Origin of the sequence: Natrarchaeobius oligotrophus, from assembly GCF_003841465.1 — an archaeon.
GTDB classification, from domain to species: Archaea; Halobacteriota; Halobacteria; order Halobacteriales; family Natrialbaceae; genus Natrarchaeobius; species Natrarchaeobius oligotrophus.
Genome location: NZ_REFZ01000004.1, coordinates 236928 through 262938, shown reverse-complemented (window position 1 = coordinate 262938; position 26011 = coordinate 236928). Strand labels below are relative to the sequence as shown.

The 26011-nt window shown below is 65.4% G+C and carries 23 protein-coding genes and 1 pseudogene; 9 read left to right on the top strand and 15 right to left on the bottom strand.

All coding sequences use genetic code 11. The features are described 5' to 3' along the window. Nucleotides 1–116: 116 nt before the first annotated feature. Both EA472_RS07995 and EA472_RS07990 read right to left on the bottom strand, forming a co-directional pair. Nucleotides 117–620: a CoxG family protein gene (locus EA472_RS07995; protein ID WP_243637797.1), complete on the bottom strand. Its 504-nt coding sequence runs from the start codon at nucleotides 618–620 to the stop codon at nucleotides 117–119. Then, nucleotides 614–1507 (bottom strand): FAD binding domain-containing protein, encoded by an 894-nt coding sequence (locus tag EA472_RS07990; protein ID WP_124190982.1) that lies wholly within the window; start codon nucleotides 1505–1507, stop codon nucleotides 614–616. The genes EA472_RS07995 and EA472_RS07990 overlap by 7 nt, the downstream gene beginning before the upstream one ends. Nucleotides 1508–1766: 259 nt before the next feature. Between EA472_RS07990 and EA472_RS07985 the strand changes: the two genes are divergently transcribed. Continuing rightward, nucleotides 1767–2531, top strand: coding sequence for a cyclase family protein (locus EA472_RS07985; RefSeq protein WP_124190981.1), 765 nt, complete (start codon nucleotides 1767–1769; stop codon nucleotides 2529–2531). A gap of 43 nt (nucleotides 2532–2574) precedes the next feature. Here EA472_RS07985 and EA472_RS07980 read toward each other — a convergent pair whose 3' ends face one another. Beyond that, on the bottom strand, nucleotides 2575–3000 hold the full coding sequence (locus tag EA472_RS07980; protein WP_124190980.1) for a universal stress protein: 426 nt from the start codon (nucleotides 2998–3000) through the stop codon (nucleotides 2575–2577). A 313-nt stretch (nucleotides 3001–3313) separates the two neighbouring features. Continuing rightward, entirely contained in the window at nucleotides 3314–5206 is a 1893-nt protein-coding gene (locus EA472_RS07975; protein WP_124190979.1) for a CocE/NonD family hydrolase, read from the bottom strand. 288 nt (nucleotides 5207–5494) lie between these two features. Between EA472_RS07975 and EA472_RS07970 the strand changes: the two genes are divergently transcribed. From EA472_RS07970 to EA472_RS07960, 3 genes are all read left to right on the top strand, one after another. Beyond that, nucleotides 5495–7066: a uracil-xanthine permease family protein gene (locus EA472_RS07970; RefSeq protein WP_124190978.1), complete on the top strand. Its 1572-nt coding sequence runs from the start codon at nucleotides 5495–5497 to the stop codon at nucleotides 7064–7066. A 66-nt stretch (nucleotides 7067–7132) separates the two neighbouring features. Beyond that, on the top strand, nucleotides 7133–7612 hold the full coding sequence (locus EA472_RS07965; protein WP_124190977.1) for a hypothetical protein: 480 nt from the start codon (nucleotides 7133–7135) through the stop codon (nucleotides 7610–7612). A gap of 83 nt (nucleotides 7613–7695) precedes the next feature. After that, nucleotides 7696–8898 carry a CaiB/BaiF CoA transferase family protein gene (locus EA472_RS07960; RefSeq protein ID WP_124190976.1) on the top strand — a complete coding sequence of 401 codons (1203 nt, stop codon included), beginning with the start codon at nucleotides 7696–7698 and terminating at the stop codon, nucleotides 8896–8898. Nucleotides 8899–9491: 593 nt separating this feature from the next. Here EA472_RS07960 and EA472_RS07955 read toward each other — a convergent pair. After that, nucleotides 9492–10163 carry an EthD domain-containing protein gene (locus EA472_RS07955; protein WP_124190975.1) on the bottom strand — a complete coding sequence of 224 codons (672 nt, stop codon included), beginning with the start codon at nucleotides 10161–10163 and terminating at the stop codon, nucleotides 9492–9494. A 335-nt stretch (nucleotides 10164–10498) separates the two neighbouring features. Between EA472_RS07955 and EA472_RS07950 the strand changes: the two genes are divergently transcribed. Both EA472_RS07950 and EA472_RS07945 read left to right on the top strand, forming a co-directional pair. Further along, nucleotides 10499–11467 (top strand): NAD-dependent epimerase/dehydratase family protein, encoded by a 969-nt coding sequence (locus EA472_RS07950; RefSeq protein ID WP_124190974.1) that lies wholly within the window; start codon nucleotides 10499–10501, stop codon nucleotides 11465–11467. Between the two features lie 108 nt (nucleotides 11468–11575). Next, the gene (locus EA472_RS07945) at nucleotides 11576–12853 is read left to right on the top strand and encodes a M24 family metallopeptidase (protein ID WP_124190973.1); all 1278 of its coding nucleotides are present in this window, start codon (nucleotides 11576–11578) and stop codon (nucleotides 12851–12853) included. A 215-nt stretch (nucleotides 12854–13068) separates the two neighbouring features. Here the strand turns inward: EA472_RS07945 and EA472_RS07940 are convergent, their stop codons facing one another. Continuing rightward, nucleotides 13069–15090, bottom strand: a complete 2022-nt coding sequence (locus tag EA472_RS07940) for a PGF-CTERM sorting domain-containing protein (protein ID WP_124190972.1) — start codon at nucleotides 15088–15090, stop codon at nucleotides 13069–13071. Nucleotides 15091–15299: 209 nt separating this feature from the next. Here EA472_RS07940 and EA472_RS07935 point away from each other — a divergent pair, with 209 nt between their 5' ends. Then, nucleotides 15300–16304, top strand: coding sequence for an LLM class flavin-dependent oxidoreductase (locus EA472_RS07935; protein WP_124190971.1), 1005 nt, complete (start codon nucleotides 15300–15302; stop codon nucleotides 16302–16304). 120 nt (nucleotides 16305–16424) lie between these two features. Here the strand turns inward: EA472_RS07935 and EA472_RS07930 are convergent, their stop codons facing one another. From EA472_RS07930 to paaA, 6 genes and pseudogenes are all read right to left on the bottom strand, one after another. Further along, nucleotides 16425–16811: a PaaI family thioesterase gene (locus EA472_RS07930; RefSeq protein WP_124190970.1), complete on the bottom strand. Its 387-nt coding sequence runs from the start codon at nucleotides 16809–16811 to the stop codon at nucleotides 16425–16427. A 77-nt stretch (nucleotides 16812–16888) separates the two neighbouring features. Further along, a complete protein-coding gene (gene paaE / locus EA472_RS22425; protein ID WP_165874849.1) occupies nucleotides 16889–17056 on the bottom strand; it encodes a 1,2-phenylacetyl-CoA epoxidase subunit PaaE in 168 nt (55 codons plus the stop codon). A gap of 28 nt (nucleotides 17057–17084) precedes the next feature. Next, on the bottom strand, nucleotides 17085–17549 hold the full coding sequence (gene paaD / locus EA472_RS07925) for a 1,2-phenylacetyl-CoA epoxidase subunit PaaD (protein ID WP_124190969.1): 465 nt from the start codon (nucleotides 17547–17549) through the stop codon (nucleotides 17085–17087). Continuing rightward, the gene (gene paaC, locus EA472_RS07920; protein WP_124190968.1) at nucleotides 17546–18454 is read right to left on the bottom strand and encodes a 1,2-phenylacetyl-CoA epoxidase subunit PaaC; all 909 of its coding nucleotides are present in this window, start codon (nucleotides 18452–18454) and stop codon (nucleotides 17546–17548) included. Before paaC ends, paaD begins: the two co-directional genes overlap by 4 nt. Nucleotides 18455–18531: 77 nt before the next feature. Beyond that, nucleotides 18532–18771: pseudogene (gene paaB / locus EA472_RS07915) on the bottom strand (1,2-phenylacetyl-CoA epoxidase subunit PaaB); the annotation flags it as partial. Nucleotides 18772–18773: 2 nt separating this feature from the next. Then, nucleotides 18774–19712 (bottom strand): 1,2-phenylacetyl-CoA epoxidase subunit PaaA, encoded by a 939-nt coding sequence (paaA, locus tag EA472_RS07910; protein WP_124190966.1) that lies wholly within the window; start codon nucleotides 19710–19712, stop codon nucleotides 18774–18776. A 95-nt stretch (nucleotides 19713–19807) separates the two neighbouring features. On the opposite strand from paaA, the gene EA472_RS07905 reads away from it, so the two are divergent. Both EA472_RS07905 and EA472_RS07900 read left to right on the top strand, forming a co-directional pair. Next, complete coding sequence (locus tag EA472_RS07905) at nucleotides 19808–20452, top strand: helix-turn-helix domain-containing protein (RefSeq protein ID WP_124191056.1); 645 nt, start codon at nucleotides 19808–19810, stop codon at nucleotides 20450–20452. Nucleotides 20453–20483: 31 nt separating this feature from the next. Then, nucleotides 20484–20942, top strand: a complete 459-nt coding sequence (locus EA472_RS07900; protein WP_124190965.1) for a MaoC family dehydratase — start codon at nucleotides 20484–20486, stop codon at nucleotides 20940–20942. A gap of 121 nt (nucleotides 20943–21063) precedes the next feature. Here the strand turns inward: EA472_RS07900 and EA472_RS07895 are convergent, their stop codons facing one another. The 3 genes from EA472_RS07895 to EA472_RS07885 all read right to left on the bottom strand — a co-directional run bounded on the left by EA472_RS07895 (nucleotide 21064) and on the right by EA472_RS07885 (nucleotide 26002). After that, the gene (locus EA472_RS07895; protein WP_124190964.1) at nucleotides 21064–23949 is read right to left on the bottom strand and encodes an ATP-dependent helicase; all 2886 of its coding nucleotides are present in this window, start codon (nucleotides 23947–23949) and stop codon (nucleotides 21064–21066) included. A 213-nt stretch (nucleotides 23950–24162) separates the two neighbouring features. Next, nucleotides 24163–25206, bottom strand: a complete 1044-nt coding sequence (locus EA472_RS07890; RefSeq protein WP_124190963.1) for a Brp/Blh family beta-carotene 15,15'-dioxygenase — start codon at nucleotides 25204–25206, stop codon at nucleotides 24163–24165. Continuing rightward, nucleotides 25196–26002 carry a lycopene cyclase domain-containing protein gene (locus tag EA472_RS07885; RefSeq protein ID WP_124190962.1) on the bottom strand — a complete coding sequence of 269 codons (807 nt, stop codon included), beginning with the start codon at nucleotides 26000–26002 and terminating at the stop codon, nucleotides 25196–25198. Before EA472_RS07885 ends, EA472_RS07890 begins: the two co-directional genes overlap by 11 nt. Nucleotides 26003–26011: the final 9 nt, after the last annotated feature.

Sequence of the window (26011 nt, the reverse complement as noted above, 5' to 3'; positions counted from 1 at the left end):
GTCGAACGTCCGCTATCGGCGATCTCGATCGGAGAGGCACGATGGAAACGAATCCGCGAGAAAATTCGGCGTCGTTCTCGAGCGTGCCGTTTCGCTGTCGATTGAGCGCCTGACGTTCAGCCGTCCGTCTCGAGCGTGACGTCCTCGGGCGCGGCCTCGAGTTCTGCGGTCGCCTCGACGCCCTCGTCCGCCGTCTCCTGCAGATCCGCGAAGAACTTCGTTACGAGTCTGTTCGTTACGCTTTTGAGCGCGCGGCCGCCGAGGCTCGCGATCGTCCCCGAGACGTCGGCGGTCGCCGACCAGACGACGGTCGTGCCGTCGTCGGTCTCGCGCAACTCCATCTTCGCGGTCGTCTCGAACTCGTTCCGGGGCGCGTGACCGACCGCAGTCATCTCGAGGGATTCGGGCCGTTCGGCTCGGGTGACGACGACGTCGACGTCGAACTCGGGTTTGACGCTTCCGACGCCGACCGCGAGCACCGCCTCGATCTCGTGTGGTGAGACGAGGGTCATCTCCTTGCAGCCCGGCGCACACGCCGCGAGGACGTCCGTGTCCGTAAAGTACGGCCAGAGTTCGTCGGGCGACTGTTCCATCTCGTTTTCGCCGGTGAATTCTAACATGATTCGATCGCGCGTTCGTACGACGTCTCGAGCGAGCGTTTCGCGTACTCGCCGGCCACTGCCTCCTTGTACTCCCGGTCCGCGTGCATCTCGCCTTCCGGCTCGACCGCCGCCGTGACCCGTTCGGCGGCTTCCGCCAGGCCGGCCTCGGAGAGGGGTTCGCCGACCACGACTTCCTCGGCGTCCGGAACGCGGAGGGGAACGTCGGCGGCGTTGGCCAGCGCGATCCGTGCGTCTTCGACGACGGGATCCTCGGCGTCCGGATCGTCGATCCGGACCGCGGTCGCCGCGCTGACGGTCGGCCAGGTCTGGGCCGCGCGCTTGAGCTCGAGAAACGTCATCCCCGTCCGGGCGGGCGGAAACGGGTCGGTCGGCACCGAGACGGACTCGATCAGTTCGTCCTCGCGGAGGTCCGTGAACATGTAGGCGACGAAGTACTCGTCAGCGGGGACGTCTCGACTGCCCTCGAGCGAGCGCAGGTGGAGGGTTCCCTCGAGCGCGACCAGCGCCGCGGGATAGTTGCCGGCCGGATCCGCCTCGCCGATGCTCCCGCCGATCGTCCCCCGGTTTCGAACCGCGGGACCGGCGATCTGGGCCGCCGCTTCGGGGAGCATCGGAAGGCGCTCTTCGAGCAGGGCCGAGCGCTCGAGCGTCCGGTGGCGGGCCATCGCGCCGATCCGAACGCCGTCGTCGGTCTCCTCGACGTACGCGAGGTCGTCGACGCCGTTCAGGTCGACGAGGTGGTCGGGCGTCGCCAGCCGGTTCGCCATCACGATCCCGAGCGACTGGTTGCCGGCGAGGAGTTCGGCCTCCTCGAGCTCCGCGAGCAGCTCGAGGGCCTCCTCGACCGACTCCGGCCGGTGGTGGGTGAACGGCGCGGGCTTCATGGCCTCGGAGCGTGAGCGCACGCGAGTTCGGCCGGAGCCGGCCGCCGCGTGAGCCGGAACCGGTGCCGGTGATTGGTACTGGTAGTCATGGGTCGTTCACGCAGACATCGTGTGTCTTTCCCAACCGTCCTATTAAGTGTTGTTCAATATCACGAACGTGATGATTCAATCGCGAACGTGGCGGTCGGCGGACGCCCGTGGTGACGGACGCGGCGGGCGGCCACGTAGGTTTAAGTGAGCGGCCAAGAATTACGTGGGTATGCTCGATGGCTACGAGATGTACGAGCTGACACAGCCGTGGTCGCAGGATACGCCGGCGTGGCCGACCTACGACAACCCGAAGGTGTGGTACGAAAAGAGCCTCGACACCGAGAAAGTAAACGGACAGAAAATCGAGTTCATGAACCACACCGGCACCCACCTCGACGGCGAGAAACACTTCGTCGCCAGCGGACGGGACATCGAATCCGTCGGTCTGGACGAACTCGTCGGCGACGGCGTCGTCGCAGACGTCTCCGACCAGGTGGGCGACTACGACGTCTACACCAGCGAGATGATCGAGGAGGTCTGTGACGTCCGCGAGGGGGACATCCTGTTCATCCACACCGGCTACCAGCAGCACGCCTGGCACCAGGAGGACGCGGACCCCCACCGCTACTTCTGCAAACATCCCGGCCCGAACGCCGAGTTCGCGGAGTGGTGTCTGGAGATGGACCTCAACTACCTGCTGCTCGACTGCGGGAGCGCAGACCACCCGATGAACACCGTCATCCGGGACGTCCGCCCCGAACTGGCTGCCGAAGCCAGGGACCACCTCGGCGTCGACGACTTAGACGAGATCTTCCCGCCCGAGGGGTACCAGTTGATGCACACTGAACTCTTTCCGGAGGGAATCATCCACGTCGAGAACGCCCAGGTTCCCGAAGAGCTGCTCAACGAACGCGTCCAGATCGGCACCTTCCCGTGGCGGTTCCGCGGCGGCGAATCCAGCGTCTGTCGGTGCGTCGCGTTCAAAGAACGATGATCGAGTCTCGGTTGTCGGCGTACGGCGGACATCCCACCGGGAGTTAGCGCACGACGAGCACTGGAATCGGCGACCGACGCGCAACCTTTTCTGCGACGCTTCCGAGAAGCACCCGTGCGACGCCATCTCGACCGTGGCTACCGATAGCGACGACGTCGTAATCCCCCTCTTCGGCGCGTTTGACGATCAGCCGGTCGGGACGGCCCCGTCCGCGTTCGGTGTCGATCGTCGCGCCGCGTTCGTCGGCGCGTCGACGGGCCGCCTCGAGGATCTCCTCGGAGCGCTCGAGTTCGGGTTCGTCGTCGGGGACGTCGCCGGTCATACCGGAGAACGTCCCGAGGTCGCCCTGTCCCGCTTCGATCGCGTGAAACGCCGTAATCCGTGCGTCGGGAAACGTCTCGATCGCGTACTCGAGTGCCTCCGCGGATCGTTCGGAGCCGTCGACCGGAACCAGGATACTGTCGGGCACGTCTCCCAGTTGACTCTCTATACCCTTAGCGTTTGGTCGACGTCCAGGAAATCGAGACCGTCGGCGGCCGTTACCTGAGCGCTCTCGTGGGTCGATCCCCGGGCGCTCACGTTCGTCGTCCCTCGAGCGCCCGGAGACGGCTCCCCACGCCTTCGGTCCGCGGTCGAAACGTCGAGCAGCGACTTCCACGGGCTCGAGGGGTCCGAAACCGATCGCTTCGAGTGATCGACTCATACGGTTTCCTGTCCGTCAGTTCCGGCGCACCCGCGACGCGGGCGGCGGGTGTGCCGGTACGTCGGTGCAGTAATCCGTCTCAGCTCGTCGGCTGAACCGGTAGTTCGACGTGGGTCGCGTACTCGGCGTCGTGGTGGACGACGTTGGTCGCAGTCCGAAACTCGCGATCGCCGTACAGCGGTCCGCCGGTATTGGGGTTGACGTCGTAGCGCGGGTAGTTCGACGAGGAGACGTCGAGGCGGATTCGATGACCCGCCTCGAACACGTTCGCGGTGGGGTAGGGCTCCATGTAAAATTCGTACACCTCTCCCGGTTCGAGGAGGTCGGGTTCGTCGCGGTAGCCGCGGAAGCGCCCGCGACAGATCGAGTCACAGAGATTGATCGCCGCGCCGTCGGGGTGTGCTTCGCTCGGCGGGTGTTCGTCGATCAGCTTCGCCGTGAAGTCGGTGTCGGGACCGTCGGTCGAGCCGTACACCCGAACCCGGATCGGACCGGCGATCTCCAGGTCCTCTTCGAGCGGTTCCGTTCGGAAGACGAGAACGTCGGTTCGTTCCTCGAGCGGACCGTACGGCTCGTCGGCGCCGAACGTGTCGGGGCGCGTCCGCTGGTCGAAGCCGCCTCGGCCGGTGATGTCCTGCATCTTGCGCTCGCTCAGGGGATACTCGAGGATGGACTCGTCCCTGGGCTCGTAGGTGATGTACGACGAGCAGTTGCCGCCGATCGTCGGAACCGGATCTCGAGGATCGAACGCGTAGCTGGTCGAGTCCTCCTCGACGGTCGGCGCGTCCGTCGAGAGCCTGCCGTCACCGTGTGCGTAGTAGGTTCTGTACTCGGTGTCGGGAAGCGGCCACGCCTCGGCCGCGCGCCACTCGCCGCCGTGGAAAAGTCGGCCGTCGCGGGTCTGTGAGCCGTCGCCGGTCCCCATCTGGAAGTACTGGACCGTCGGCTGATCGCTCCAGGTATCTTTCCCCTTCAGATAGTGATCGAAAAAGCGCAGCCGCGTCTCCTGGTAGTCCCGAAGCGCCGCCTCGCCGAACTCGAGTTCGCCCGAGTAGGACTTGTTCCACGAGGGAAGCGGATAGCTGTTCCAGCCGTGGGTCCACGGCCCCATCAGCAGATAGTGGTCGCTCTCCGAGCGTTCGGCGAGGGCGACGAAGTTGTCACAGGTCGCTTTCGTGTAGGAGTCGTACCACGCGCCGGCGTAGACCGTCGGCACGTCCGCCATCTCGTCGTAGTAGGCCTCGAAGTTAACTCCGGGCTCTCGCCACAGTTCGTCGCTCGCCGCACCCTGCGTCATGATGTCGAACGCCCACTCCTCGTAGTCGGGCACGTGTCGAAGGGGTGACTGCCCCCGCTGGACGGGCCCGTTCGCGAGGACGTCCCGAACGTCGACGTTCGCCAGTCGCTGTTGAATCTCCGGGTCCTCGAGCGCTCGCTTCGCGAAGCCGCCGCCGAGGGTGTACGCCCAGCAGAGCCAGCGGAGTTCGAACGCGCCGTTGTGTCGGAACGTCGCCTTCCGACCGTTCGCCGCGCCCTGGTTGACGAACATCGCCTCGAGGTGGGGCGGGTCCTGCGTCGCGAGCGCCGTCTGGACCCACGCGCCGTAGGAGGTGCCGAACGTTCCGACCCGACCGTCGCAGTACTCGCGGTCGGCGAGCCACTCGACGGTGTCGTAGCCGTCCTCGGGTTCGTCGACGAAGATGTAGTAGTCGCCGCCGCTGTCGAATCGTCCGCGACAGTCCTGGATCGCGACGACGTAACCGCGTTTCGCGTACCACTCGCCGTGGCGCTCCATCCGCCCGCGCTTGCCGTACGGCGTTCGGTCCAAAAGCGCGGGTTTCGGGTCGTCGATCGGTTCGCCGGTGTCCAGATCGGCCGGGCGGTAGACGTCGGTCGCGAGTTCGACGCCGTCGCGAGTTTCGACCGCGACGTTCAGTTCAGCCGCGACTGCGTACTGGGGCTGAGAGACCATTACGCCTACACATGGAGTCGAACCCCAAGAGTGTATTCCCCGGGTGAACGCTCGAGCGGCCCGAAGCGGCGTCGGTTTCGGCGGGCGCTCGAGCGCACGACGACGGAACGGGCCCCGGCCGGCGAGCGAATCCGTGGCGGAAACACGACTATCCGCGTCCGCGGACGGATCGCGGCCTGGACCCCGGATTCGATGCCCGCCAGCGGCGGTATCTTTATGTGTGCGCGCTTGGGTTTTGTTCGTATACCTGTGTGGGTGTGAACACCCGACACGGTAGGAGAGGGACACATGACCGATACACACGAACCCACGGACGAACCCAGGACGGACGGCGGGGAGGTCTCCCGCGAGGAGGCCTCGTTCGTCGAGTACGGCATCGAAGACAAGCCACCGATCGGGGAGTCGATCTTCCTCGGCATACAGCACTACCTGACGATGATCGGCGCGACCGTCGCGATCCCGCTGATCCTCGCGGGGCTCATGGAGATGCCGCCCGCGGAGACCGCCCGACTCGTCGGGACGTTCTTCGTCGTCTCGGGCGTCGCGACGCTCGCACAGACGACGATCGGAAACCGATATCCGATCGTTCAGGGCGGAACGTTCGCGCTGCTCGCCCCGGCGATCGCGATCATCGTCGCACACGGCGGCCCCTGGGAGGCGACGATCCTCCAATTGCAGGGCGCGATCATCGCGGCCGCGGCGATACAGGTGGTTCTCGGCTACTCCGGCCTGCTTGGGAAGCTGAAGTACTACCTGTCGCCGGTCGTGATCGCGCCGGTGATCGTCCTGATCGGCCTCTCGCTGATCGACGTCGGTGACGTGACGCGGGTCGACCAGAACTGGTGGTTGCTCGGACTGACGTTACTGTTGATCATCCTGTTCTCGCAGTACCTCGACCAGTACAGTCGGTACGCGAAGCTGTTCCCCGTGCTTTTGGGCATCGCCACCGCGTGGATCGTCGCCGGTATCATGACCGCACTCGGCGTCTACACCGAGGCGAGCCACGCGGAGACCGGTTACGTCGATACGGCGCTGGTCACCGAAGCACCGATCGTCCAGCCGATCGTGCCGTTCCAGTGGGGAATACCGGAGTTCACGCTCGCGTTCGCGATCGGTATCTTCGCCGGCGTCGTCGCCTCGATGGTCGAGAGCATCGGGGACTACTACGCCGTCGCCCGGATCTCCGGACTCGGTGCGCCGAGCGAAAAGCGAATCAACCACGGAATCGGAATGGAAGGACTCGGCAACATCTTCGCGGGGATCATGGGAACCGGCAACGGATCGACCTCCTACGGTGAGAACATCGGCGCGATCGGGATCACCGGCGTCGCTTCGCGGTACGTCGTCCAGATCGGCGCGATCGTGATGCTCATCGTCGGCTTCCTCGGTCCGTTCGGCGCGCTCATCGTCTCGATACCGAGTCCGATCGTCGGCGCGCTGTACATCGCCATGTTCGGACAGATCGCCGCGGTCGGGCTGTCGAACCTGAAGTTCGTCGACCTCGACGCCTCGCGAAACGTCTTCATCATCGGTATCGCGCTGTTCCTCGGACTCGCGTTGCCGAACTACTTCGCGAACTTCGAGAGCCCCGGCGACTTCCAGGCGATCGCCGAAGGCGCGGCCGTCATCGGTCCGGTTCTCGGCCAGCAGGTCGTCTCCGATACGATCTTCGTCATCGGCTCGACGACGATGGCCGTCGGCGGACTGATCGCGTTCATCCTCGACAATACGGTCAGCGGGACGCGCGAAGAGCGCGGCCTCGCCCAGTGGGAACAGCTCTCCGAGGACGAATCGGAGTTCCAGACGGTGTTCGAACGGATGCGTTCGGACGAGCCCGCGGCGGTCGATCGAGCGGACTGATCGACGCCGAACCGTCTTTTCGCCGTCGGGGAAACGTTCAAGGAATCCCCGCACGCAGTGCCACCAATGCCGAGCAGACGCGGCCTCGAGCTCGACCGGGGCGAACAGCTCTACTTTCGTGGTGACCTCCGGCGCGGCGGCGAAATCGCGGTGACTGAACGGCGGGTTCTGGTCCGATCGGACGACGAACTGACGAGCGTGCCGTACACGAACGTCAGCGAGGTCGCGAACGAATCGTTCAACTGGTTCCTGGCGATTTTGAGCGGCGCTCTCCTGTTGTTCGGTCTCTACTCGATTCCCGAAAACGCCCTGCTCGGGACCGTCTTCGCCGCGTTCGGTCTCTGGAGCGTCTACCGCACCTACCGCCACCGCGATCGGGTCCGGATCCACACCCACAGCCAGCCAAAGCCGGTCGAGGTCTTCCCGGCGGACGCCGACGCGCTCTTCGACGAACTCGAGCCGGCGATCGAGTCGGCGAGAGCCGAGCGGGAGCGAACGTCCTCGAATCCGAGTGACGGGACGGGCGGCCCCGGCCCGGCGAACTGACGCTTCACTCTCCCGTACCGGGGTATCCGGAGTCGTCGGGCACGAAGATTTTTCCCCCACCGCGCCAATCGGTGCGATACGACATGAGTTCTCACGATCGAATTCTCGAGGGGGTCCGCGTCGTCGACCTGACGACGTTCGTCACCGGCGGGTTCTGCTCGCTGATGCTCGCGAACCAGGGGGCCGACGTGGTGAAAGTCGAGCGACCGGGTGTCGGCGACGACAACCGCCACTCGGGGCCGCCGTTTATCGACGGCGAGTCGCCGTACTTCTGGACGGTCAACTACGGTAAACGGAGCGTCGAACTCGATCTGAAGACCGAGGCCGGCCGCGAGGCGCTGTACGCCCTCGCGAGCGAGGCGGACGTCTTCCTCCAGAACTACCGTCCCGGCACCGCCGAACGGCTCGACGTGGACGAGGAGACGATCAGATCGCACAACGAGGAGATCGTGTACTGTGCGATTTCGGCGTTCGGTCAGACGGGACCCTGGAGCCAGCGGCCCGGCTACGACCTGCTGATCCAGGGGATGAGCGGCATCATGAGCGTCACCGGCGAACCGGACGGGCGACCGGTCAAGGTCGGACTGCCGATGACCGATCTCATCACGGCGATGTGGGCCGCCTTCGGCATCTCGAACGCGCTCTACCGGCGCGAGCTGACCGGCGAAGGCGAGTACATCGACCTCGGGATGCTCGACGCCGCCCTCCCGTGGCTCACCAAGCAAGCCGGAAAGGTGTTCGCGGGCGACTCGCCGTCCCGTATGGGGACGAAGGATCCGGTTCTCGCGCCCTACCAGACGTTCGAAACCGCCGACGGCTACCTCAACGTCGCCTGCCTGAACCAGAAGCTCTGGCGGGGCCTCTGTGACGCGATCGATCGGTCCGAGCTCGCCGACGACGAGCGCTTCGAGACCAACGGCGACCGGGTCGAACACATGGCGGAACTCGAAGCCGAACTCGAGGGGACGTTCCGCGAGCGCACGACGGACGAGTGGATGGACGTCCTCGTCGACGACGCCGGCATCCCCGCGGGTCCGGTTTACGAGGTCGACGACGCCCTGTACAACGAACAGACCGAGGCGCGCGACGCCGTGACGACGATCGACGACCCCGAGCGCGGAGCGATTCCGGTCGTCGAACACCCGCTGAACTACGACCGGGCCGACAGCGGCTTCGAGTCCCCGCCGCCGCGTCTCGGCGAGCACACCCGAAGCGTCTTCGCGGAACTCGGCTACGACGAATCTGAACTCGACGACCTGGAGGAACGCGGCGCGTTCGGAAACTGAATTTCGGATATCGGTTCGATCCCGCCGTCGAAGATCCCATACGAATACAGAGATGTAACAATACACATCAGCTTCAAGACTATTGAGCGGTATTCGAACAACACGGCACCCGCCACGAGTCCCGTCGGCGAGATCCGACCGTCGATCGCTCGAGACTCGCTCTCCGAGCGTCGTGGGCCGCCTTCGGCCGATCCGGCGGTGACTCGAGTACGCGCCGGAAACACCCGGAGCGTCCGAAACGATTCCCGACCGTTCGGAATGGACGCCAGCATCCGGAACGGACGTGACGCGAGCACCCGGTGGGAACGCACATCGCGCGGTGTGGCGAAACGCCGATCGAGCAGGTGGATCGACCGAATACAGGACGAGACCGGTCGAATTCGCTGCTCGGACGCCCGGAGACGGTCGACGACTGTGACTCGAGGGGGCGGCGGGTGCCGTCGAAGTGCCGTTGGAGAACTACCTTCTTCGAATGATACCATAATATCCGAAAGATATTCGGGATGAATCGGACTCGATGGCGGTATCGGTATCGGTGGCGGTGTCGGTTCCGGGGACGGACGGGCGACCGGCCGATCTTCGGTCGGCCGCGATCAGTTCGACCGGTCGTCTCGGACGACTCGCTCGCGTCCGATGAAGCGGGGTCGGTCCTCGATCGCGAGGAACTCGTCGACGTCCTCGCGGGCTTTCCGCGCCGCCCCTCGCTCGGGATCGTAATCCCGCGACCCCTCGCTTCCGAGGGCGTCGTACAGCGACTCGAGGTCCTCGAAGTACAGCTCCGCGACGCCGTCGAACGTCGCGGACTCGGGGTCGGGTGGCACGAGCGTGTCGTACTTTACGACGCCTTCGATCTCGCGGGCGATCGGCGTGTGGTTCGTCTGCCAGTACTCGAGGAACTCCTCGTGGCTCAACCCGTCCTTGCGGACGAGAAACGCGGAGTGCTTGTAGAGGCCGTCCGTGTCGCCGTCGACCTCGTCCGTCTGGACGGTGCGCTCGCCCACGAACTCGGCGCACTCCTCGAGCGCGAGGAACTCGCGGCGGTCCCGGCGATCGTCACCGTCCGGGAGGTCCTCGAGGCGCTCGACGGACACCTCGGCGAGACCGTCGAACTCGGCGGCCTCCGGCTCCGTCGGAAGCACCTGCCGGTAGCGGACGACGCCGTCGTCATCCGCGCCGACCGCCGCGGAGCCGGCCCGCCAGGCGTCGACGAACTCGGCGTGGGAGAGTTCCGGTCGACGAACCAGGAGGGAAATCCGTTCGTACATTGCGGATGGCTGCTCGAGGAAGCCCAATAAATCGTGGCAGTCGTGCACACGAAGTGCACTCGAGAACGCAACGCCTACCGATCGGTAACCCGTTGTTTCCGGCGGAATGGCGCTCACTTCGGGCGTCCGACCGACCGTCGTCCGACGGCTCGCACCCGGTTCCGAGCGCGAGCGGCGGGGAGTGAGGTCTCGAGCGAGGTGGATCCACCGGAAGGACGAAGGTTTCGGACGTTGCGCTACTGCGACATGAGCGGGTCGACGACTGCGATCGATCGGTCCTCTTCCCGGAAGACGTACCGGAAGTCGACGCCGGACCGGCCGCCGGAGGGTGAGCCATGACCGACGCCGACGCGACCGTACTGGTAACCGGCGGAACCGGGTTCGTCGGTTCTTACGTGGTACGGGACCTTCTCGATCGCGGCCACGACGTGGTGGCGTTCGACCGCTCGACGGAGACGCGGATCCTCGAGAAGCTCGGCGTCGAGTCCGAGGTCGCCGTTCGCCGCGGGGACGTCACCGAGCCGACGGACGTGATCCGGGCGCTCCGGGAGACGGACGCGACCCACGTCGTCCACCTCGCCGCGCTGTTGACGACCGGAGTCCGCGAGAATCCGCGCGCGGCGGCCGAGGTGAACGTGCTGGGGACGAACACCGTCTTCGAGGCGGCCTGCATCCTCGAAGACCGGATCGAGCGCGTCGCGTGGGCCTCCTCCGCGGCGGTGTACGCCCCGCCGACGAACTACGAGGTCGATCGGGTCGGCGAGGACGAACTCGTCTACCCGGAGACGCTCTACGGCGCGACCAAAGAGTACAACGAACACCAGGCCCGGGTCTACCGCGAGGACCGCGGACTCGACGACGTCGCGTTGCGTCCGACCGTCGCGTACGGCCCCTACCGCGAGACCGGCGGTTCGGCGTTTCTCGCGGACGTCGTCGAAAAGCCCGCCCGCGGCGAGCCCCACAGCGTCGCCTACGGCGACCAGGTGATCGACTGGCAACACGTCGAGGACGTCGCGCAGGCGTTCCGTCGGGCGCTGTTCGCACCCGAAGACGAACTGAGCAGGCGCGTCTACAACGTCCGCGGGACGCTCGCGACGATCCGCGAAGCCGCCGAGACCGTCGAATCGATCGTTCCCGACGCCGACCTCGAGGTCTCCGACGAGGGCGAACTCCCCTGGACCCAGAACCTCGACACGACGGCGGCTCGCGCCGACCTCGGCTACGAACCCGCGTACGACCTCGAGTCGGGCTTTCGACAGTATATCGACGTGTTACGGGAGGAAGCGGGTCTCGAGCCGGTGTGAGCGCCGGGGCGGCGGCCGTCAGGTATGACGGCGGCGCGACCGGAAAATCGGGGGAGAGGGTCCCGAATCGACGGTACGATTTTGTAGCCGGGTGTGGCACGCCAGACCATGACGTTCTACGACCGACGGCCGATGGAGGGAACCCGGGGCACCCAGGCGGTCGACTGGGAGCAACGCATCGACACCCGGCGACTCCGTCGAGAGCGCAAGGAACGAGCGCTCGAACGGCTGCGCGAGACGGACCTCGGCGCAGCGTTGTTGCTTTCGGATCCGAACGTCCGATACGTGACCGGGCTTGCGATGACCGGCGGCAGCGGCGCGGACCACTACACGCTGGTGACCGAGGACGGCGACGTCGTCCACTGGGACACCGCGGACCACGCGACCACCCAGCGCGCGAACTGCCCGTGGCTCGAGGACGTCCGGTACGCCTGCCCCGGACTCGGGAACGTCCCGCGCGCGTCGGGCAGCGCGTCCGCCCGGGAGTTCCTCCGATCGACGATGGCCGAGACCGTACACGAAGCGATGGCGGAGTACGGCGTCGACGACGAGCCACTCGGCCTCGACGTCGACAGTCCGGCGCTCGTCGCCGCGCTCGAAGGCCGGGGAATCGACGTCGACGTCTCGAGCGCCAGGGAGGCGATGGCGGAGGCGCGCGCGATCAAGACCGACGACGAGATCGAGTGTCTCCGCACGGTCGCGGCGATCTGCGAGGCGGGCTTCCAGCGGATCGTCGAGGAGACGAAACCGGGTCGCCGGGAGACCGAGGTGTGGGGGGAGGCTGTCTCGGAGCTGTGGCGCCACGGGGCGTTCGTCGGCGGCGGCTACCTGACCTCCGGACCGAACACGTGGCCCAAACACCAGGCGAACGCGACGGACCGGGTGATTCGGCCGGGCGACCTCGTCTACGCCGACTTTTACAACGTGGGCTACCTCGGTTATCGGTCGTGTTACTACCGCACCTTCTCCGTGGGCGAGCCGACGGCGGAACAGCGCGAGGCGTACCGGACCGCCCGCAACCGCCTCTACGACGTCCTCGAGCGGATCGAACCCGGCGCGACGACCGACGAGATCGCCCGCGCGTTCCCCGACATGGCGGGCGAGCGCGCCGACTACTACGGCGCGGACGAACACTGGCAGCTGACGACGAACCACTGGGCCCACGGGCTCGGCCTGCAACTCTACGAGGTACCGCTGATCTGGCGCGGCCTCTCGCTCGAGCACCCGATCGAGATCGAGGAGGGGATGGCCATGGCCGTCGAGACCCAGGAGCCGGCCGGCAGACAGGGCGTCCGTCTCGAGGAGATGGTCGTCGTCCGCGAAGACGGCGTCGAGATTCTGAGCCAGTGGCCGGTCGAGGAGATCACCGTCCTCGAATGTCAGTAGCCCAAACCCAGGTGATCACTCCCGGCTCTCGCCGCTTGCGTCTCGAGGGCGGCGGCTTCCTGCTTCGACGGTGTGTGTTGAGTTCACTGGCGTCGAAACCGACGCGAGTTTCGCGTCCATCAGACCCGGTTTGACGATCAGGTTCCAGTTCCGGGCCAACCTGAATTACACGACGGATACGAGCGTTCTCGAGTCCGAGGCGGCGAATCGGTCGGTTACGTATCGCTCTCTCCAGTTCGTCGCCAAGCCAAATAACTGGCTCCCGCGATCCCGCCGAGTGTAGCCACAGCCCCGAACCCGGGACTGGCCTCAGACCGCTCGACTACTTCTACCGGAGTGTCACCGATCGCAGTTCCATTTACACGCAGGGTGTACTCTCCTTGGCTGTCGAACGTATGAGTGAATTCGGTGTCTGCGGTCTCACCGGCAGCGACTTCCGTCTCAGTTGTTTCCACGGATTCGCCATCGATGCGCAACGTCAGGGTTGCAGTCGCCGTTCTTTCGACGAGATTCTCGACGCTACCGGTTACTGTGATCGGTTTTCCGATAGCGATCCGATCGTGGGACCGATCAAACGCAAAATCGAACGTCGCGTGTTGTGCATCCATATGGTTTCGATGGAACGCCCTCACATCCGTTCTCATTTCCCCGGACGTCCGATGACCGACGCCCTCGTAGAGTTTGAATTCGGCCGACGCTCCGGCATCTTCGTACAGTTCTTTCGTCGTTGGAAACCGTTCCGTGACACGGTTTTTCCCGAATATCTCTATGGCGATCCTTCCGTTTTCTCCCCAGGGTGCGATTCCGTGGTATCCCCGGTCCCCCGGCTCGGGTTGGTCCTCTCGACCTAGGTAGATAAATCGATTAATATCGCGCCAGCTATCGATATCGAACTCCCGTCCAGTTAGCGTCTCGTAATCGGCGACACCGATCGGATAGCGTAGTTCGTGTCCTTCCCACTGCTCGAGCGGTAACACGAACGCTCCATTTCCACCTATCGAAATTGTACTCACGTAGTCCGGATGGAGAAGCGCCATCCGGTCGGCAAAGTTGGCCCCTGACGAGAATCCGTCCATGTGAACGCGCTCGGTCACGTCATACCGTTCGTCGGCCAAGCGCCGTCTAGCATCGTCAATCATTGCCACAGTCTGTTCGTCGATCTGTTGTAACGAGTCCGCGGGGAACGCGTCGGTCGCAATCTCGTCTATATCCCGATTTGGGGCGACTGCTTCGTACGCCAGACTCTGAACGAGGTCGCTTCCATCCTCCGGTGTGCGGGGGAATCCGGCTATCATAACCGGTACGTTCAGGGACTCGACGTCTCGGACAAACGATGCTGCGTGCGTATGGAGCGCCACCAACAAGTCCAGCCGGTCGGCGGTCGTGGGGGAATTCAGGCCACCCACGAATAACGGGCGTTCTGTCTCCATTTCGACCGCTGGTCGATAGAGAACGTAGGGATAGTGAAAGCCCGCTTCGACATCCGCTGGGACGTGTTCGTACCCCTCCGGAAGCACGTCGTTCGGATCGACTTCAACTGGTGGCACGCCCGCCGTAACCAGTGCCCGGTCTTGTGATCTCGCTTGGCCATCGATCCGGAGCGTCACGTAGAGGTAATCGTGATCTCTGAGCGGCTGGGACAGTTCGACTAGCTCGTCCGTCCAGGTTTCTCCTCCCGCTAGCTCGATCTCGGTATAGTGGTCTGTTGGAGTAAAGCTCGCAGAACTGATCTCCAGCTGACCGGATTCGACGGTGGACAGTTCCTGGACGACTATCGCCGTGCCAATTGTTTCCTGGTGATCGATTCGAACTGTATTTTCTGAAGGAGGGGTCTCCCGCGACCCGTCGACAGTTACCGTAGCCCGGCTTCCACCGTACGTCCCTCCACCTTCCGGGGGTTGAACGGAGATCGAAATTAGCTGCGTTTCCGGAATCGGCTCGTCGAGTTCGATCCGTTCGTTGGAAAGTTCAACCCCACCCTCGAGAATCAACCGTCTGTAGACCTCTCTGTCTCCCTCTGCATGGAAAATTATCACTTCTGCGTCGGCCTCGGTATAAAGCGATTCGATAACGACGTACGTGCCGTCAGTTTCTTGATCGTGAAATTCAATCGACACTTCTACATCGTCTTCGTTCGCTGCTGCCGGTTGAATAACTGCGGCCGTTCCGGCCGTCGACACTCCTGCAGTCTTCAGGAACTGTCGTCGATCCCACGAACTAGAACCGTTCCCCCTCATGAGACGTGATCTGAATTCGGTCACGTATTAACGTTCTTGCTGTAGTGTCAACTGAAACGGTTTCCTCATCGTCTCACGACGGCTGTGCGATCGACTGTGCGTCGACGTTCACAGGCTCTCGTACCGTCGTCGATTCCGATCGTAGTCCGCGAACGCGGTCCCGGCGAAGCGGACCAACAACTAAGGCCGTCACCGTGAACGTCGGGAGTATGCGACTCGGGACCGGACTGTTCACCGCCCAGCGGGGACCCGACGACGACCGCGAGCCGAGCGCGCGGTACGAGGAACTGGTGGCGCTGACCCACGAAATCGAGACCGCCGGTCTCGACAGCGCGTGGGTCTCCGAACATCACTTCCAGCGCGACGAGTACCTCTCCGGAACGTTTCCGGCCCTGGGCGCGATGGCCGCCGCGACCGACGAGATCGAGATCGGACCCTGCGTCGCGCTCGGGCCGCTGTACGATCCGATCCACCTCGCGGAGGACGCGGCGACGGTCGATCTGCTCTCGAGCGATCGGCTCACCCTGGGCCTGGCGATCGGTTCGAATCCGCGGGAGTTCGACGTCTTCGGCGTGCCTCGCGAGGAGCGTGCCGAACGCCTCGAGGACCTCGTGGCCTTTCTGCGTGCCGCCTGGAGCGAGGGTCCGCTCGAGTACGAGTCCACGTTCCACGACGTTCCGACCGACGTCACGATCACCCCGACGCCGACCGGCGGCTCGGTTCCGATCGTCCTCGGCGGCGCGGCGAAACCGGCGGTGCGGCGGGCGGCTCGAATCGCCGACGGCTGGTGTGCGCCCTCGTCGCTGTCGCTCGAGGGCGTCCGAAAACGCGTCGAAGATATCCGGACCGTCCGCGAGAAAGAGAACGTCGAGGGCGAGTTCTCGATCTACGTCCTCGAACACGGCTGGGTCGACGACTCCCGCGAGGCGGCCTGGGAGGCGATGCGCGAGGGGTACTTCCACCTCCAGCGACGGTACGCCGAGATCTTCTCCGGGGAGTCGGTCGGGGAACTCGCGGACGAGCGAAAGCGCGAGCTGAAGTCGGAGGCGACCTTCGGCCCGCCGGAAACGGTGGCCGAGGAACTCGAGCGGTACGCGGACGCGATCGGCGGGGACGTTCACGTAATCTTCCGGACGTACTACCCCGGGGTCGAAACCGGGGCGATGGTCGACTGCGTTCGTCGTCTGGGCGGCGAGGTCGCGCCGCGTCTGTGAACGCGCTCGGAGGTCGTGTCCTGCTGTGACGCTCGGAGTTCGTGTCCTGCTGTGACGGTCGGGCGTCGCGACACGCTGTGACGAGCGCTCGCCGTTCAGCGATGTCCATCGCTATCGGCATCAGCCGGTCTTGTACACGCCTCGAGCGTCGGCGACGAGCGCGTCGTCGTCGGCCGCGTAGACGGCGACGTCGACGACGCCAACGTCGCCTCCTCGGCGGACGACGTCGGCTTCCGCGTAGAGATCTCCGGTCCCGGCGTCCAGGTAGTCGATACGCATGTCGATCGTCGGCACGGGTCGGTCGACGAGCGAGACCAGCGCCGCGCCGCCGACGGTGTCCGCCAGCGTGAACGTGACGCCGCCGTGGGCGACCAGCCGATCGTCGTCCCACGAGAGGTCGTCGGTCATCTCGAGTCGGCCCTCGGCGTGGCCGTCGGCACACGCCGTGAGCTCGATCCCCAGCAGCGACGCGAACGGCATCTCCTCGAAGAACGCTTCGACGTCCATACGAGAGGGGTTCGACGCCGACGAGTAAAGCGGTGGGGGAGCGTTCGATCCCGCTCTCGAGCGCCGATCCCGGTCGCTCACCCGAACGTTTCGAACGGCTGGTGGCACGCCCGACAGAAGTGCATCGAGCGACAGAGCGACGGCCCCTTGGGGTGCTCGCGAACGGTGTCGCTCGAGCCGCAGTACGGACACTCAGCGCCCGCGTCCTCGCCGCCGGTCTCGACGCTCGGATCCGAGCGTCTCATCCGCACACCTCGAGGTCGGGACGCGGGCTCATACGCTCAGTCCGAACTCTCGCAGGGCGTCTCTCCCCGATTCGGAGACCATCTCGACGGTCCACTCCGGACTCCAGACGAGCCGAACGCCGACGTCGTCGACGCCGTCGACCGCCGCGACCGCCTCCTCGACGTTCTCGGTGAGCATGGTTCGGGCCGGACAGCCGGAGTACGTCAGCGTCATCTCCACTACGACCGACCCGTCGTCGACGCGAACGTCGTAGATCAGTCCGAGATCGACGACGCCGATCGGCATTTCGGGGTCCTCGACCCCGGCGAGGGCGTCCCAGACCGCCTCCTCGAGGCCGTCAGCCGCCGCACCTGTCCTCGGAACGTCCGTGGGGGACTCGTCCCCGCGCCGGTACTCCGTGTACGCGCAGACGGACCCATGGTCGCGATCGGCGTCGTTGGCCTCGTCGTCGAGGTCGCCGCCCTCCACGCCGGCGGTTCCGTCGTGAGTCATCCGTCGGGTGCCTCCATGATCGTCGTCGTCTCGGTTCGTCCGAGTTCGCGGTACGTGCGGGTCAGTTCGTCGTGGAGATCGAACCACGCCTCGGTGTGTGCGCCGTCGCGGCCTCGAGCGTCGGGAAGCAACGCGTCGAGGTCGGCCTCGGGATTCTCGGCGTCCCGGTCGACCGCGACGGCGAGGTCGAGCGACTCGAGGAACGGGACGACGATCGACAGCCACTCGCTTCGAAGCTCCTCGAGCGTCGCCGTTCGAAGTCCGAGATCGACGACGTCGGCGTCGACGGCGGCCGCTTTCGCCACGTCGTTCTCGCTCGCTTTCGCCCCGAGTCGAGGAGGTACCGCCGGTTCGAACAACGTCAGCGCGTGCGGGAACAGCCGATCGAGCGCGTCCTGCAACCGCCCGCGTCCGTCGTCGTCCTCGGCGAGACGCTCGAGCCAGCTCCGGGCGTGCTCGCGATGGTACTTCTCCTCGCTCCGGATCTTGCCGACGCGGTCTGCGATCTTCGGGTGGGACGACGCCGTCAGCGCCTCGAGTCGCAGATCCTCCGCGACGTCGTAGAGGTACGACCGGAGGACTGCGTCGGCCCAGTCGCCCGTCTCGAACGGCAGTTCGACGAGCGTGCCGTGGCGGAAGTCGGCCGGATCGCGCTCGTAGGCCAACGCGCGCTCGTCGAGGCCGACGTCGGCGAGCACGTCGTACCAGAGCCGAGCGTGGCCGAGTTCGTCCTGTGCGTTGTTCGCCAGTGCGAGATCCGACTCGAGGGAGGGCGCGCGAACCTGCCACTCCGTGTAGCGCTCCGCGAGGACGAACTCGTCGTCACCCAGGCGCGTCAGCAGGGTCTCGAGGGCGCGGCGTTCGCGGGACGAGAGGCCGTCGGAGGCCTCGAACGAGCCCGCCATCAGCTCTCACCCCGTCGCTGCTCGGCGTCGGCCTGGTCGTCTTCGGACTCGGCGACCTCGCTCGCGTCGGCTCCGGCGGTGCTGTAGGTCGTTGCCCACCGGTAGCTCTTGTCGGTCGTTCCCCCGAACGCGACGTCTTCGGCGTCGATCTCGCCGATCTCGTCGCGGGGAACGACCCAGAGGCTGTTCGTCGGTTTGCGTCGTCCGTGCTGGATCGCGGCGAACTGCCTCGCCAGCTCGCGGTCGGGCGCGTGGACGTTGCCGCAGTGGGCGTGGTACTCGCCCGGTCGCTCCTGTCGAAAGACCTCCCAGATCATCGTCAGTCGGCCGCCCGGGGCGCGTGGCTCCCGGCGGCTCCGTCGCGTTCGATCGCCTCCCGAACCCACTGGACGGCCTCCTGTGCGGTCCGTCTGCCCCGGATCTGCTCCCGTCCGGGCTCGTACTCGTTTTTCGCGACCGTGAAGAACTCGTCCCAGTCGAGGTCGCCTTCCTCGACCTCGTAGGTGCCGTCCTCGCGCTCGCGGATGCGCGGCTCGTCGGGGATCTCGAGGCCGTAGTTGCGCGCCTTCGGAATGTACTGGTCGAGGAAGGCGTTTCGCAGCTCGTCGTTCGACCGCTGTTTGAGGCCGACGGAAACGGCGAAGTCGTGGTGGGTGCTTCGATCGTCGGTCGGGCCGAAAAACTGGATGATACGGGGCCACCACGTCTCGAAGGCCTCCTGGGTCAGTCGCCGTTCTTTACGCGAGCCCGTCATCAGCTCCCGGAGGATGTCTTCGCCGTGTTTGACGTGAAATCCCTCCTCGAAGCACACCTTGTCCATGGCGTGGGCGTAGGGCTCCCAGCTGGTTCGACGCAGCGTCGCCTGCCTGCGCATGGCCGCGCCGTCGACGAAGAACGCGATCATCGGCGTCTCGACCCACGACTCCATCGGGTAGTGAAAGCAGTTGAGGAACTTGCCGTCGCCGTTCGCCAGGTCCTCGAGCATCTCCTCGCGGCTCTTGACGCCGAGCGACTCCGCGGCGCGATAGAGCAGCTGTCCGTGGCCGATCTCGTCTTGCACCTTCGCGGAGTAGGCGAGCTTGCGGTCGATGCTCGGCGCTTGCCGGATGAACGGCCGCTCGAGGTACGCGCCCATGATCTCGCTGTTGGCGTGGAACTCGATCATCCGAGTCGCCGCTTCGCGGTACTCCTCGGGGAGGTCGTCGGCGGGACTGAACGCCCGCGGGCCGGCCCGCGCTCTGACCGTCTCGAGGTTCATTGGTCCGTTCGAACGGAGCCCGGGGACGTCCTTAGCGGTTGACCGCCACATAACGGGGATTTAAATCGTGGTTCGTGGTAACGCCCAACATTCGGATGATCGAGGAGTGTCTCGCGGTCGAGTTTCGGGTCCGAAACGACGGCTGTCCGCTCGCCGAGGCGACGCGAGAGAGCGGCGTCACCGTCGACGCTCGGCCGCCGCAACGGCGCAGCGACGGCTACGACCTCCTCCAGTTCAGCGCGCCAGAATCCGACGAGCTCACGGAAGTGCTCGACGAGGACGATCGCATCTCCTACCTGTACGTCTCGCGGTCGGACGGACGGTCCCGGTACCGGTGTCTGTCCAAACGACCCTGCGTCGTCCGCGAGCTGATCGACGGCGGCTTGATCGTCGAGACGCTCGAGTACCGCGACGGCGTCGCCCTGATCTTCGGTGCGGTCGTCGGTCGCGAGGTCTTGAACGGCGTGATGGCGGCGGCCGGCGAAACCGTCGGCGTGCGCCTGGAGCGAGTCTATCCCATGCGGGCGGACGCGAACGAGCCGCCAAGCCAGCGGTGGGATCTGACGCCGGCCCAGGAGGAGTGCATCCGGACGGCACTCGAGATGGGGTACTTTTCGATCCCCCGTGGAACGTCCTCGCAGGCGGTCGCCGACGAACTCGGCATCAGCAAGTCCGCGTTTCTCGAGCGCCTGCGCCGGGGCGAAGCGGCGCTGTTTCGACAGCTGTTCGGCTCGAGGTAACGTATTTCACACGCGATCTGGTTGTGAGCGTATGCCCTACAGCTACGAACCGCACCACTTCGAGGAGTTCGAGGTCGGCCAGGAGTTCGAGAGCGTCGGTCGGACGGTCACCGAGACGGACTTCGTCATGCACTCGGCGCTGAGCGGGGACTGGACGGAGCTTCACACCAACGCGGAGTACGCCGAGGACGGTCCCTTCGACGGACGGATCGCCCACGGTCCGATGACGTTCGTCCAGGCCACCGGCTTCGTCTACCGGTGTGGGATCGTCGAGCGGACGGCCTACGCCTTCCTCGGGATGAACTACATGGACCTCCCCAACCCCGTCTACATCGGCGATACGCTCTCGCTCGAAATGGAGGTGACCGAGAAGAACGACGTCTCCCACGACGACGCCGGTCTCGTCGTCCTCGACACCGTCATGACGAACCAGGACGAAACCGTCGTCTTCGAGGGCGACATGAAGTTCCTCATCGCGCGAGCCGAGTAAGTCGGCCGGCGCGGGGGACCGTTCCCGTTCGTCGCAGTCGTGACGCGGTCGGTCTCGAGGGCGGTACGTGCGCTGCTCTCGAGGACGGCCACCGGCGTCACGTTCGAGGGCGGTACGGCCGTTACTCCCCGCCCGACGAGACGCCGGGGACGGATTCGCCACCGATCTCCTCGAGAACGCGCTCGTGAAACGCCTGCAGGGCGGCGCTTTCGTCCTCCGCGAGGACGACGTCGCTCGCCGACAGCGTCGCAAGCCCGAACGCCCGCGGCGTGGGCGAATCGTACAGCCGCCGCTCGACCGCGATCTCTCCGGACTCGAGGGCCGCGACGAACGACTCGATCTCGGCGACCGCGAGCCTGTCCTCGAGGATCTCGCGGTAGGTCTCCTCGAGAACGGCGAACTCCGACAGCTCCTCCGCGAAGCCAAGCAGCATCTCGCTCGAGACCTGCTGTTCGCTCGCGGACTTCTCGTAGCCCTTGTAGCGTTTGAGGATCATCAGCGACCGCGTGGCGTTGATCCGGAAGTAGCGCTTGAGGAGGTCGGTTCCGGACAGCGCCGATCGGAGGTCTTCGCGGACGGCGTCGGGCTCGAGGTCCGCGACGATCCCCTCGAGGTCGACCTTCCGGTTCAGCGGCATCGAGAGGACGAACCCGTTGTCCGCGACCGCGACGCGAACGTTGGCGGTCGCCTCCTGCGCGCAGCGGTACGCCAGCAGCCGGGAGAGTCCGTCGTTGAACTTTCGGCCGTACGCCGAGTGGACGTAGTAGTGTCGTTCGTACTCGTCGCGGTCGCGTTCGACCTCGATCGCCAGCCGGTCGGGCGTGCTCACGCTCGCTTCGCCGGCGTAACGCAACTGATAGTCGAACAGTCGCGCGATCGCTCGCACGCTGTCGTCGTCGAGGGGGAACTCCCGGAGCCAGGCGCGCACGCGCGGTGGTCCCCCTTCCGCGTAGTGAGCGAGCAGCTCGTCCTGGAAGGCGAGGATTTCGCAACCGAGGTCGTACGACAGCGGGAGCCGCTCCGAGTACCACGACGGGACCGTCGGTCTGGAAGCGGTTCGATCGACGTAGACTTTCGAACCGCGGCGGTACCGGTACTCGAAGTGATCGCCGCCGAGGACGAACACGTCCCCCTTCTCGAGCGTGTCGAGGTAGTCCTCGTCGAGCTGGCCGACCCACTCGTCGCCGGCCCTGGTGTGAACGTCGCAGGTGAACGAGTCCGGGATCGTCCCGACGTTGGTCATGTAGATCACCCGAGCGAGTCGGCCGCGCTTGCCGATCAAGGGCTTTCCGACGGGAAACTTCTCGTGGTGGTGTTCTCCCTCCGGCGGATCGTTCTCGTCGCGCCAGACCTTCGCGTAGACGTTTCTGTCCTCCATGCCGGCGTAGTCGGCCGTCAGATAGCGCATCAGGGACTCGAACTCCTCGTCGGCGTACTCTCGGTACGGGTAGGCGCGACGCAGCGTTTCGAGCACCTCGGCCTCCGGTCGAATCTCCGCGATCGCCATGCCGTAGACGTGCTGGGCCGCGACGTCCTGGGCGTTCTGTGGAATCGACACCGAGTCGACGAATCCCTCCCTGGCTTTCTTCAGCATCACCGCACACTCGAGCAACTCGTCGCGGTCGAGCGCGATCACCCGTCCCGTGACGGTCTGGCCGACGCGGTGGCCGGCGCGACCGACTCGCTGGAGCAACGCGGCGACGGACTTCGGCGAACCCACCTGGACCACCAGGTCGACGTGAGGCATGTCGATCCCCAGCTCGAGGCTGGTCGAGGAGGTCACGACGTCGAGTTCGCCCGCCTTGAGCCGCGTCTCGATTCCGTGGCGGACGTCCTTCGAGAGGCTGCCGTGGTGACAGCCGGAGTTGTCCTCGTCGTACTCGTCGAAGCGCTCGCGCAGGTTGTGCAACACCCGTTCGGCACCCGAGCGGGTGTTCGTGAAGACGAGCGTGTTCGTGTGCTTCTGGACGTGCTCGTGGAGACGGCGGTAGAACCGGTCCTGGACGAGCTCCCGCGGCGTGTTGACGAGATCGTCGGTGGGACACTCGAGTTGCAGGTCGAACTCCCGGGCGAACCTGGCGTCGACGATCTCGTAGGAGCGGGGAGTGAAGCGACCCGCTCGCTCGTCCGAGGCTCGTGGCGCCTCGCAGCCGACCAGAAACTCCGCGACTTCCGAAAGCGGTTCGATCGTGGCCGAACAGCCGATTCGCGTGACGTCGTGGTCGACCATCGCCGCGAGGCGCTCGAGACTAACCGAGAGGTGCGTCCCGCGTTTGCCGGCGGCGAGCGAGTGGATCTCGTCGACGATGACGTACTCGACGGTTCGAAGCTTCTCGCGGAACTTGGGCGAGTTAAGCAGGATCGCGAGCGTCTCCGGCGTCGTGTTGAGGATGTGCGGCGTCTCCTCGAGCATCTTCCGGCGCTCGCTCGAGTCCGTGTCGCCGTGGCGGATGGCGTGGCGGATCTCAGCCGGCGAGCCCGCGCCCGACCGATCGCCGTCAACGGTCTCGAGCGAGCCGTCGGCGTCTGCATCGGCGTCTTCGAGCGGATCGATGGCGTCAGCGTCGAGAGCAGCCAGCTCCTCGGCGATCGACTCGATCCCCTCGAGCGGTCGCTCGAGGTTGCGGTGGATGTCGTTGGCGAGCGACTTCAGCGGGGAGACGTAGAGGCAGTAGACGGAGTTCTCGAGGCCGTCGGCAGACTCGCGTCCGCGGCGGTAGAGTTCGTTCACGATCGCGGCGAACGACGCCTGGGTCTTTCCCGATCCCGTCGGCGCACAGATCAGCGTGTTCGTCCCCTCGTGAATCTTCGGGATCGCGCCCCGCTGGGGCGGCGTGAAAAAGCCGCCGTTCTCGGGAACGTACGCGCCGAACTCCTCGAGCCACCACCGCTGTACCGCGGGCTCGAGCAACGCGAAGACGTCGCCGTCTTCGATCTCGACGGCGTCCGGATCGAACGGGAGCGCGTCGTCGGAGACCGGCAACTCGAGGCGCTCGTTCCCAGCCATTATCCCCGTCTGAGAACCCGGCGCGTAAGAGGGTTTGGACGGCGCGGTGAAAGTGAAATTAGCGGATGCCGTCGTCTCGAGCGCGGTGGCGACGATGCTCTCAGTCTGGGTATACTCGGTCCATCATACGGTTTACCGTGCGTCAGTACCGGAGCGACCGGGTGCCGTCCCGCGGTCGCTCCGGTACACAGTTACGGCAATCCGTATCAGGCGCTACACTGACCACAGCCGTTGTTCCCGGTCGAGTGCCGAAACGACGACCGCATGGGGGAGCGTTAACGCCGCGAGGGTGACCAGGTAGACGGCGACCCCCTCAGGAACCGTCGTGGGCGTTCGAGGAACGAGCAGTGCGAGGCCGGCGACGATGACGACCGCACCGGCGGTAAGCGGTGCGGCGTCTCGAGCGAACCGAACGCTCGCCGCGCGAACGTCTCCACGCTCTATCGCAGCCGAAGCGCGGTCGTCGACGAGCATCGCTCGAAGAACGTGGCGAACCGAGTGCCAGAGCGAGAAGTAGAGCCCGATCGCGAGGATGGGTGGAACGGACGCGAAGAACACGACGAGGGAACCGAGCTCGGTGACGTCGATCAGCCAGCTTCGAATCGAATCGGCCCTCCGGAATCCCCGGACGAGCGACGCGATAACCAGCGTGACGAATACTGCGCCGATCGCACCCCGAACCATGGGATCGAACGCCGCAGCGAGCGCGGGCGCGGCGTCCGAGTCGAACGCGCCGACGATCGTACCTGCGACGAACGCGTACTGATCCGGAAACGCGACGAGCGGAACGACTATCGGCGTTCCACCGCGCACGAAAAGTGCCAAGAGCCGGTCGAACCTAGTCCGCAGGTGGTCCACGCCGACGAGCTCTACCAGCGCGTAGACGTCGCCTTGACCCCAATGGACGACCGTCAGGAACAGGAAACCGACGAACGCCGCGGTCGGCTCGAGAAACCACAGGACAAGATACGCACCGCCGAGAACGAGATAGAGCAACCCGATGGCTGCAATCCACCGTAGGGTGGCTGGCTCGCCGCGAGTTCGCGGAATCACAAGATGGTCGACGGCACCGTGTGGGAGTCCGACGAGCAGAACGCTGGCGACGAGCGGGACGAACTGGACGGAAAGCGGAAGTGACTCGAACACCGTCACGAGTGTCAGGCCAACGACGACGGCCGCCGCGGCGGTCACAAGCGCGAGGGTTGCGGCACGCGCTCGAGTCTCGCTGGCGGGCGTGACAACTATCTCACGATCCATCGAGGTCACCGCCGGAAAGCGTCGACGATCGGCCGAAAAATTGCGAGAGGGTCGCGATATCGTCCCGCCGCTCGAGCAACCACAGGTAGAGAAAGAGCGCCTGCACGACGAAGACGTTCGTGACGAGGAAAAACAGCGCCTCCTCGATGGGAAGACCGAACACGGCGTAGCCGGTCGTGTGGAGCTCGGAGATGTGCCAGATTCCGAGACCGATCGCGACGCGGTCCGCGATCCACAGGTACAGCGTGGGAACGGTGACTGCGAGCGCGAGCTGTCGGCGGAGCGCAACGAGATAGGTCACTCCGAAAGACCACTGGATCGTGAGGATCGGTCCTGCCCAGAACAGAATTGCGCCAAGGTAAAACGTCGACTGGGTTCGGAGGAGAAACAATCCGGCGGCGGCAATGAACAGTCCGCAGATGGCACCGATCGCGCGGTGGACACGAGGAATCCACAGCGATCGATCGGCACTGTGTTCGTGGTGACTGGCGAGCTGAAACGACCACAAGGCGGTCAGAATCGGCTGGAGAATGAAAAAGAGATACTCCCCGACGGGGGCGTGCCACACCGTCGCCGCGACGACGTCATCGCCGTACCACCAGACACCCTCAGCGATGAGAAGATTGTCCCACGGCGTAGTGTAGACGACGGCCAGAAAGACGACGATCGCGACGCCTGACAGCGGACCGCGGCCCCACAAGGCGTGCTCCCGTCGGTAGGCAAGCCACCCGAGACACGCGATCGGTCCGAGGATGAAGATCACGAGAAACGTCAGATAACTCGGCGGACTGGTCATCGATCTCTA

Excerpts from the sequence above, each read along its gene's own strand:
- EA472_RS07885 (WP_124190962.1), bottom strand. The coding sequence starts at position 26,002 with ATGACCAGTCCGCCGAGTTATCTGACGTTTCTCGTGATCTTCATCCTC.
- paaD (WP_124190969.1), bottom strand. The coding sequence starts at position 17,549 with ATGACTCACGACGGAACCGCCGGCGTGGAGGGCGGCGACCTCGACGAC.
- EA472_RS07950 (WP_124190974.1), top strand. The coding sequence starts at position 10,499 with ATGACCGACGCCGACGCGACCGTACTGGTAACCGGCGGAACCGGGTTC.
- EA472_RS07900 (WP_124190965.1), top strand. The coding sequence starts at position 20,484 with ATGCCCTACAGCTACGAACCGCACCACTTCGAGGAGTTCGAGGTCGGC.
- EA472_RS07940 (WP_124190972.1), bottom strand. The coding sequence starts at position 15,090 with ATGAGGGGGAACGGTTCTAGTTCGTGGGATCGACGACAGTTCCTGAAG.
- EA472_RS07965 (WP_124190977.1), top strand. The coding sequence starts at position 7,133 with ATGCCGAGCAGACGCGGCCTCGAGCTCGACCGGGGCGAACAGCTCTAC.
- paaE (WP_165874849.1), bottom strand. The coding sequence starts at position 17,056 with ATGAGACGCTCGGATCCGAGCGTCGAGACCGGCGGCGAGGACGCGGGC.
- EA472_RS07990 (WP_124190982.1), bottom strand. The coding sequence starts at position 1,507 with ATGAAGCCCGCGCCGTTCACCCACCACCGGCCGGAGTCGGTCGAGGAG.
- EA472_RS07985 (WP_124190981.1), top strand. The coding sequence starts at position 1,767 with ATGCTCGATGGCTACGAGATGTACGAGCTGACACAGCCGTGGTCGCAG.
- EA472_RS07945 (WP_124190973.1), top strand. The coding sequence starts at position 11,576 with ATGACGTTCTACGACCGACGGCCGATGGAGGGAACCCGGGGCACCCAG.
- EA472_RS07960 (WP_124190976.1), top strand. The coding sequence starts at position 7,696 with ATGAGTTCTCACGATCGAATTCTCGAGGGGGTCCGCGTCGTCGACCTG.
- EA472_RS07970 (WP_124190978.1), top strand. The coding sequence starts at position 5,495 with ATGACCGATACACACGAACCCACGGACGAACCCAGGACGGACGGCGGG.
- EA472_RS07955 (WP_124190975.1), bottom strand. The coding sequence starts at position 10,163 with ATGTACGAACGGATTTCCCTCCTGGTTCGTCGACCGGAACTCTCCCAC.
- EA472_RS07895 (WP_124190964.1), bottom strand. The coding sequence starts at position 23,949 with ATGGCTGGGAACGAGCGCCTCGAGTTGCCGGTCTCCGACGACGCGCTC.
- EA472_RS07930 (WP_124190970.1), bottom strand. The coding sequence starts at position 16,811 with ATGGACGTCGAAGCGTTCTTCGAGGAGATGCCGTTCGCGTCGCTGCTG.
- EA472_RS07935 (WP_124190971.1), top strand. The coding sequence starts at position 15,300 with ATGCGACTCGGGACCGGACTGTTCACCGCCCAGCGGGGACCCGACGAC.
- EA472_RS07995 (WP_243637797.1), bottom strand. The coding sequence starts at position 620 with ATGTTAGAATTCACCGGCGAAAACGAGATGGAACAGTCGCCCGACGAA.
- EA472_RS07890 (WP_124190963.1), bottom strand. The coding sequence starts at position 25,206 with ATGGATCGTGAGATAGTTGTCACGCCCGCCAGCGAGACTCGAGCGCGT.
- paaA (WP_124190966.1), bottom strand. The coding sequence starts at position 19,712 with ATGAACCTCGAGACGGTCAGAGCGCGGGCCGGCCCGCGGGCGTTCAGT.
- EA472_RS07975 (WP_124190979.1), bottom strand. The coding sequence starts at position 5,206 with ATGGTCTCTCAGCCCCAGTACGCAGTCGCGGCTGAACTGAACGTCGCG.
- EA472_RS07905 (WP_124191056.1), top strand. The coding sequence starts at position 19,808 with ATGATCGAGGAGTGTCTCGCGGTCGAGTTTCGGGTCCGAAACGACGGC.
- paaC (WP_124190968.1), bottom strand. The coding sequence starts at position 18,454 with ATGGCGGGCTCGTTCGAGGCCTCCGACGGCCTCTCGTCCCGCGAACGC.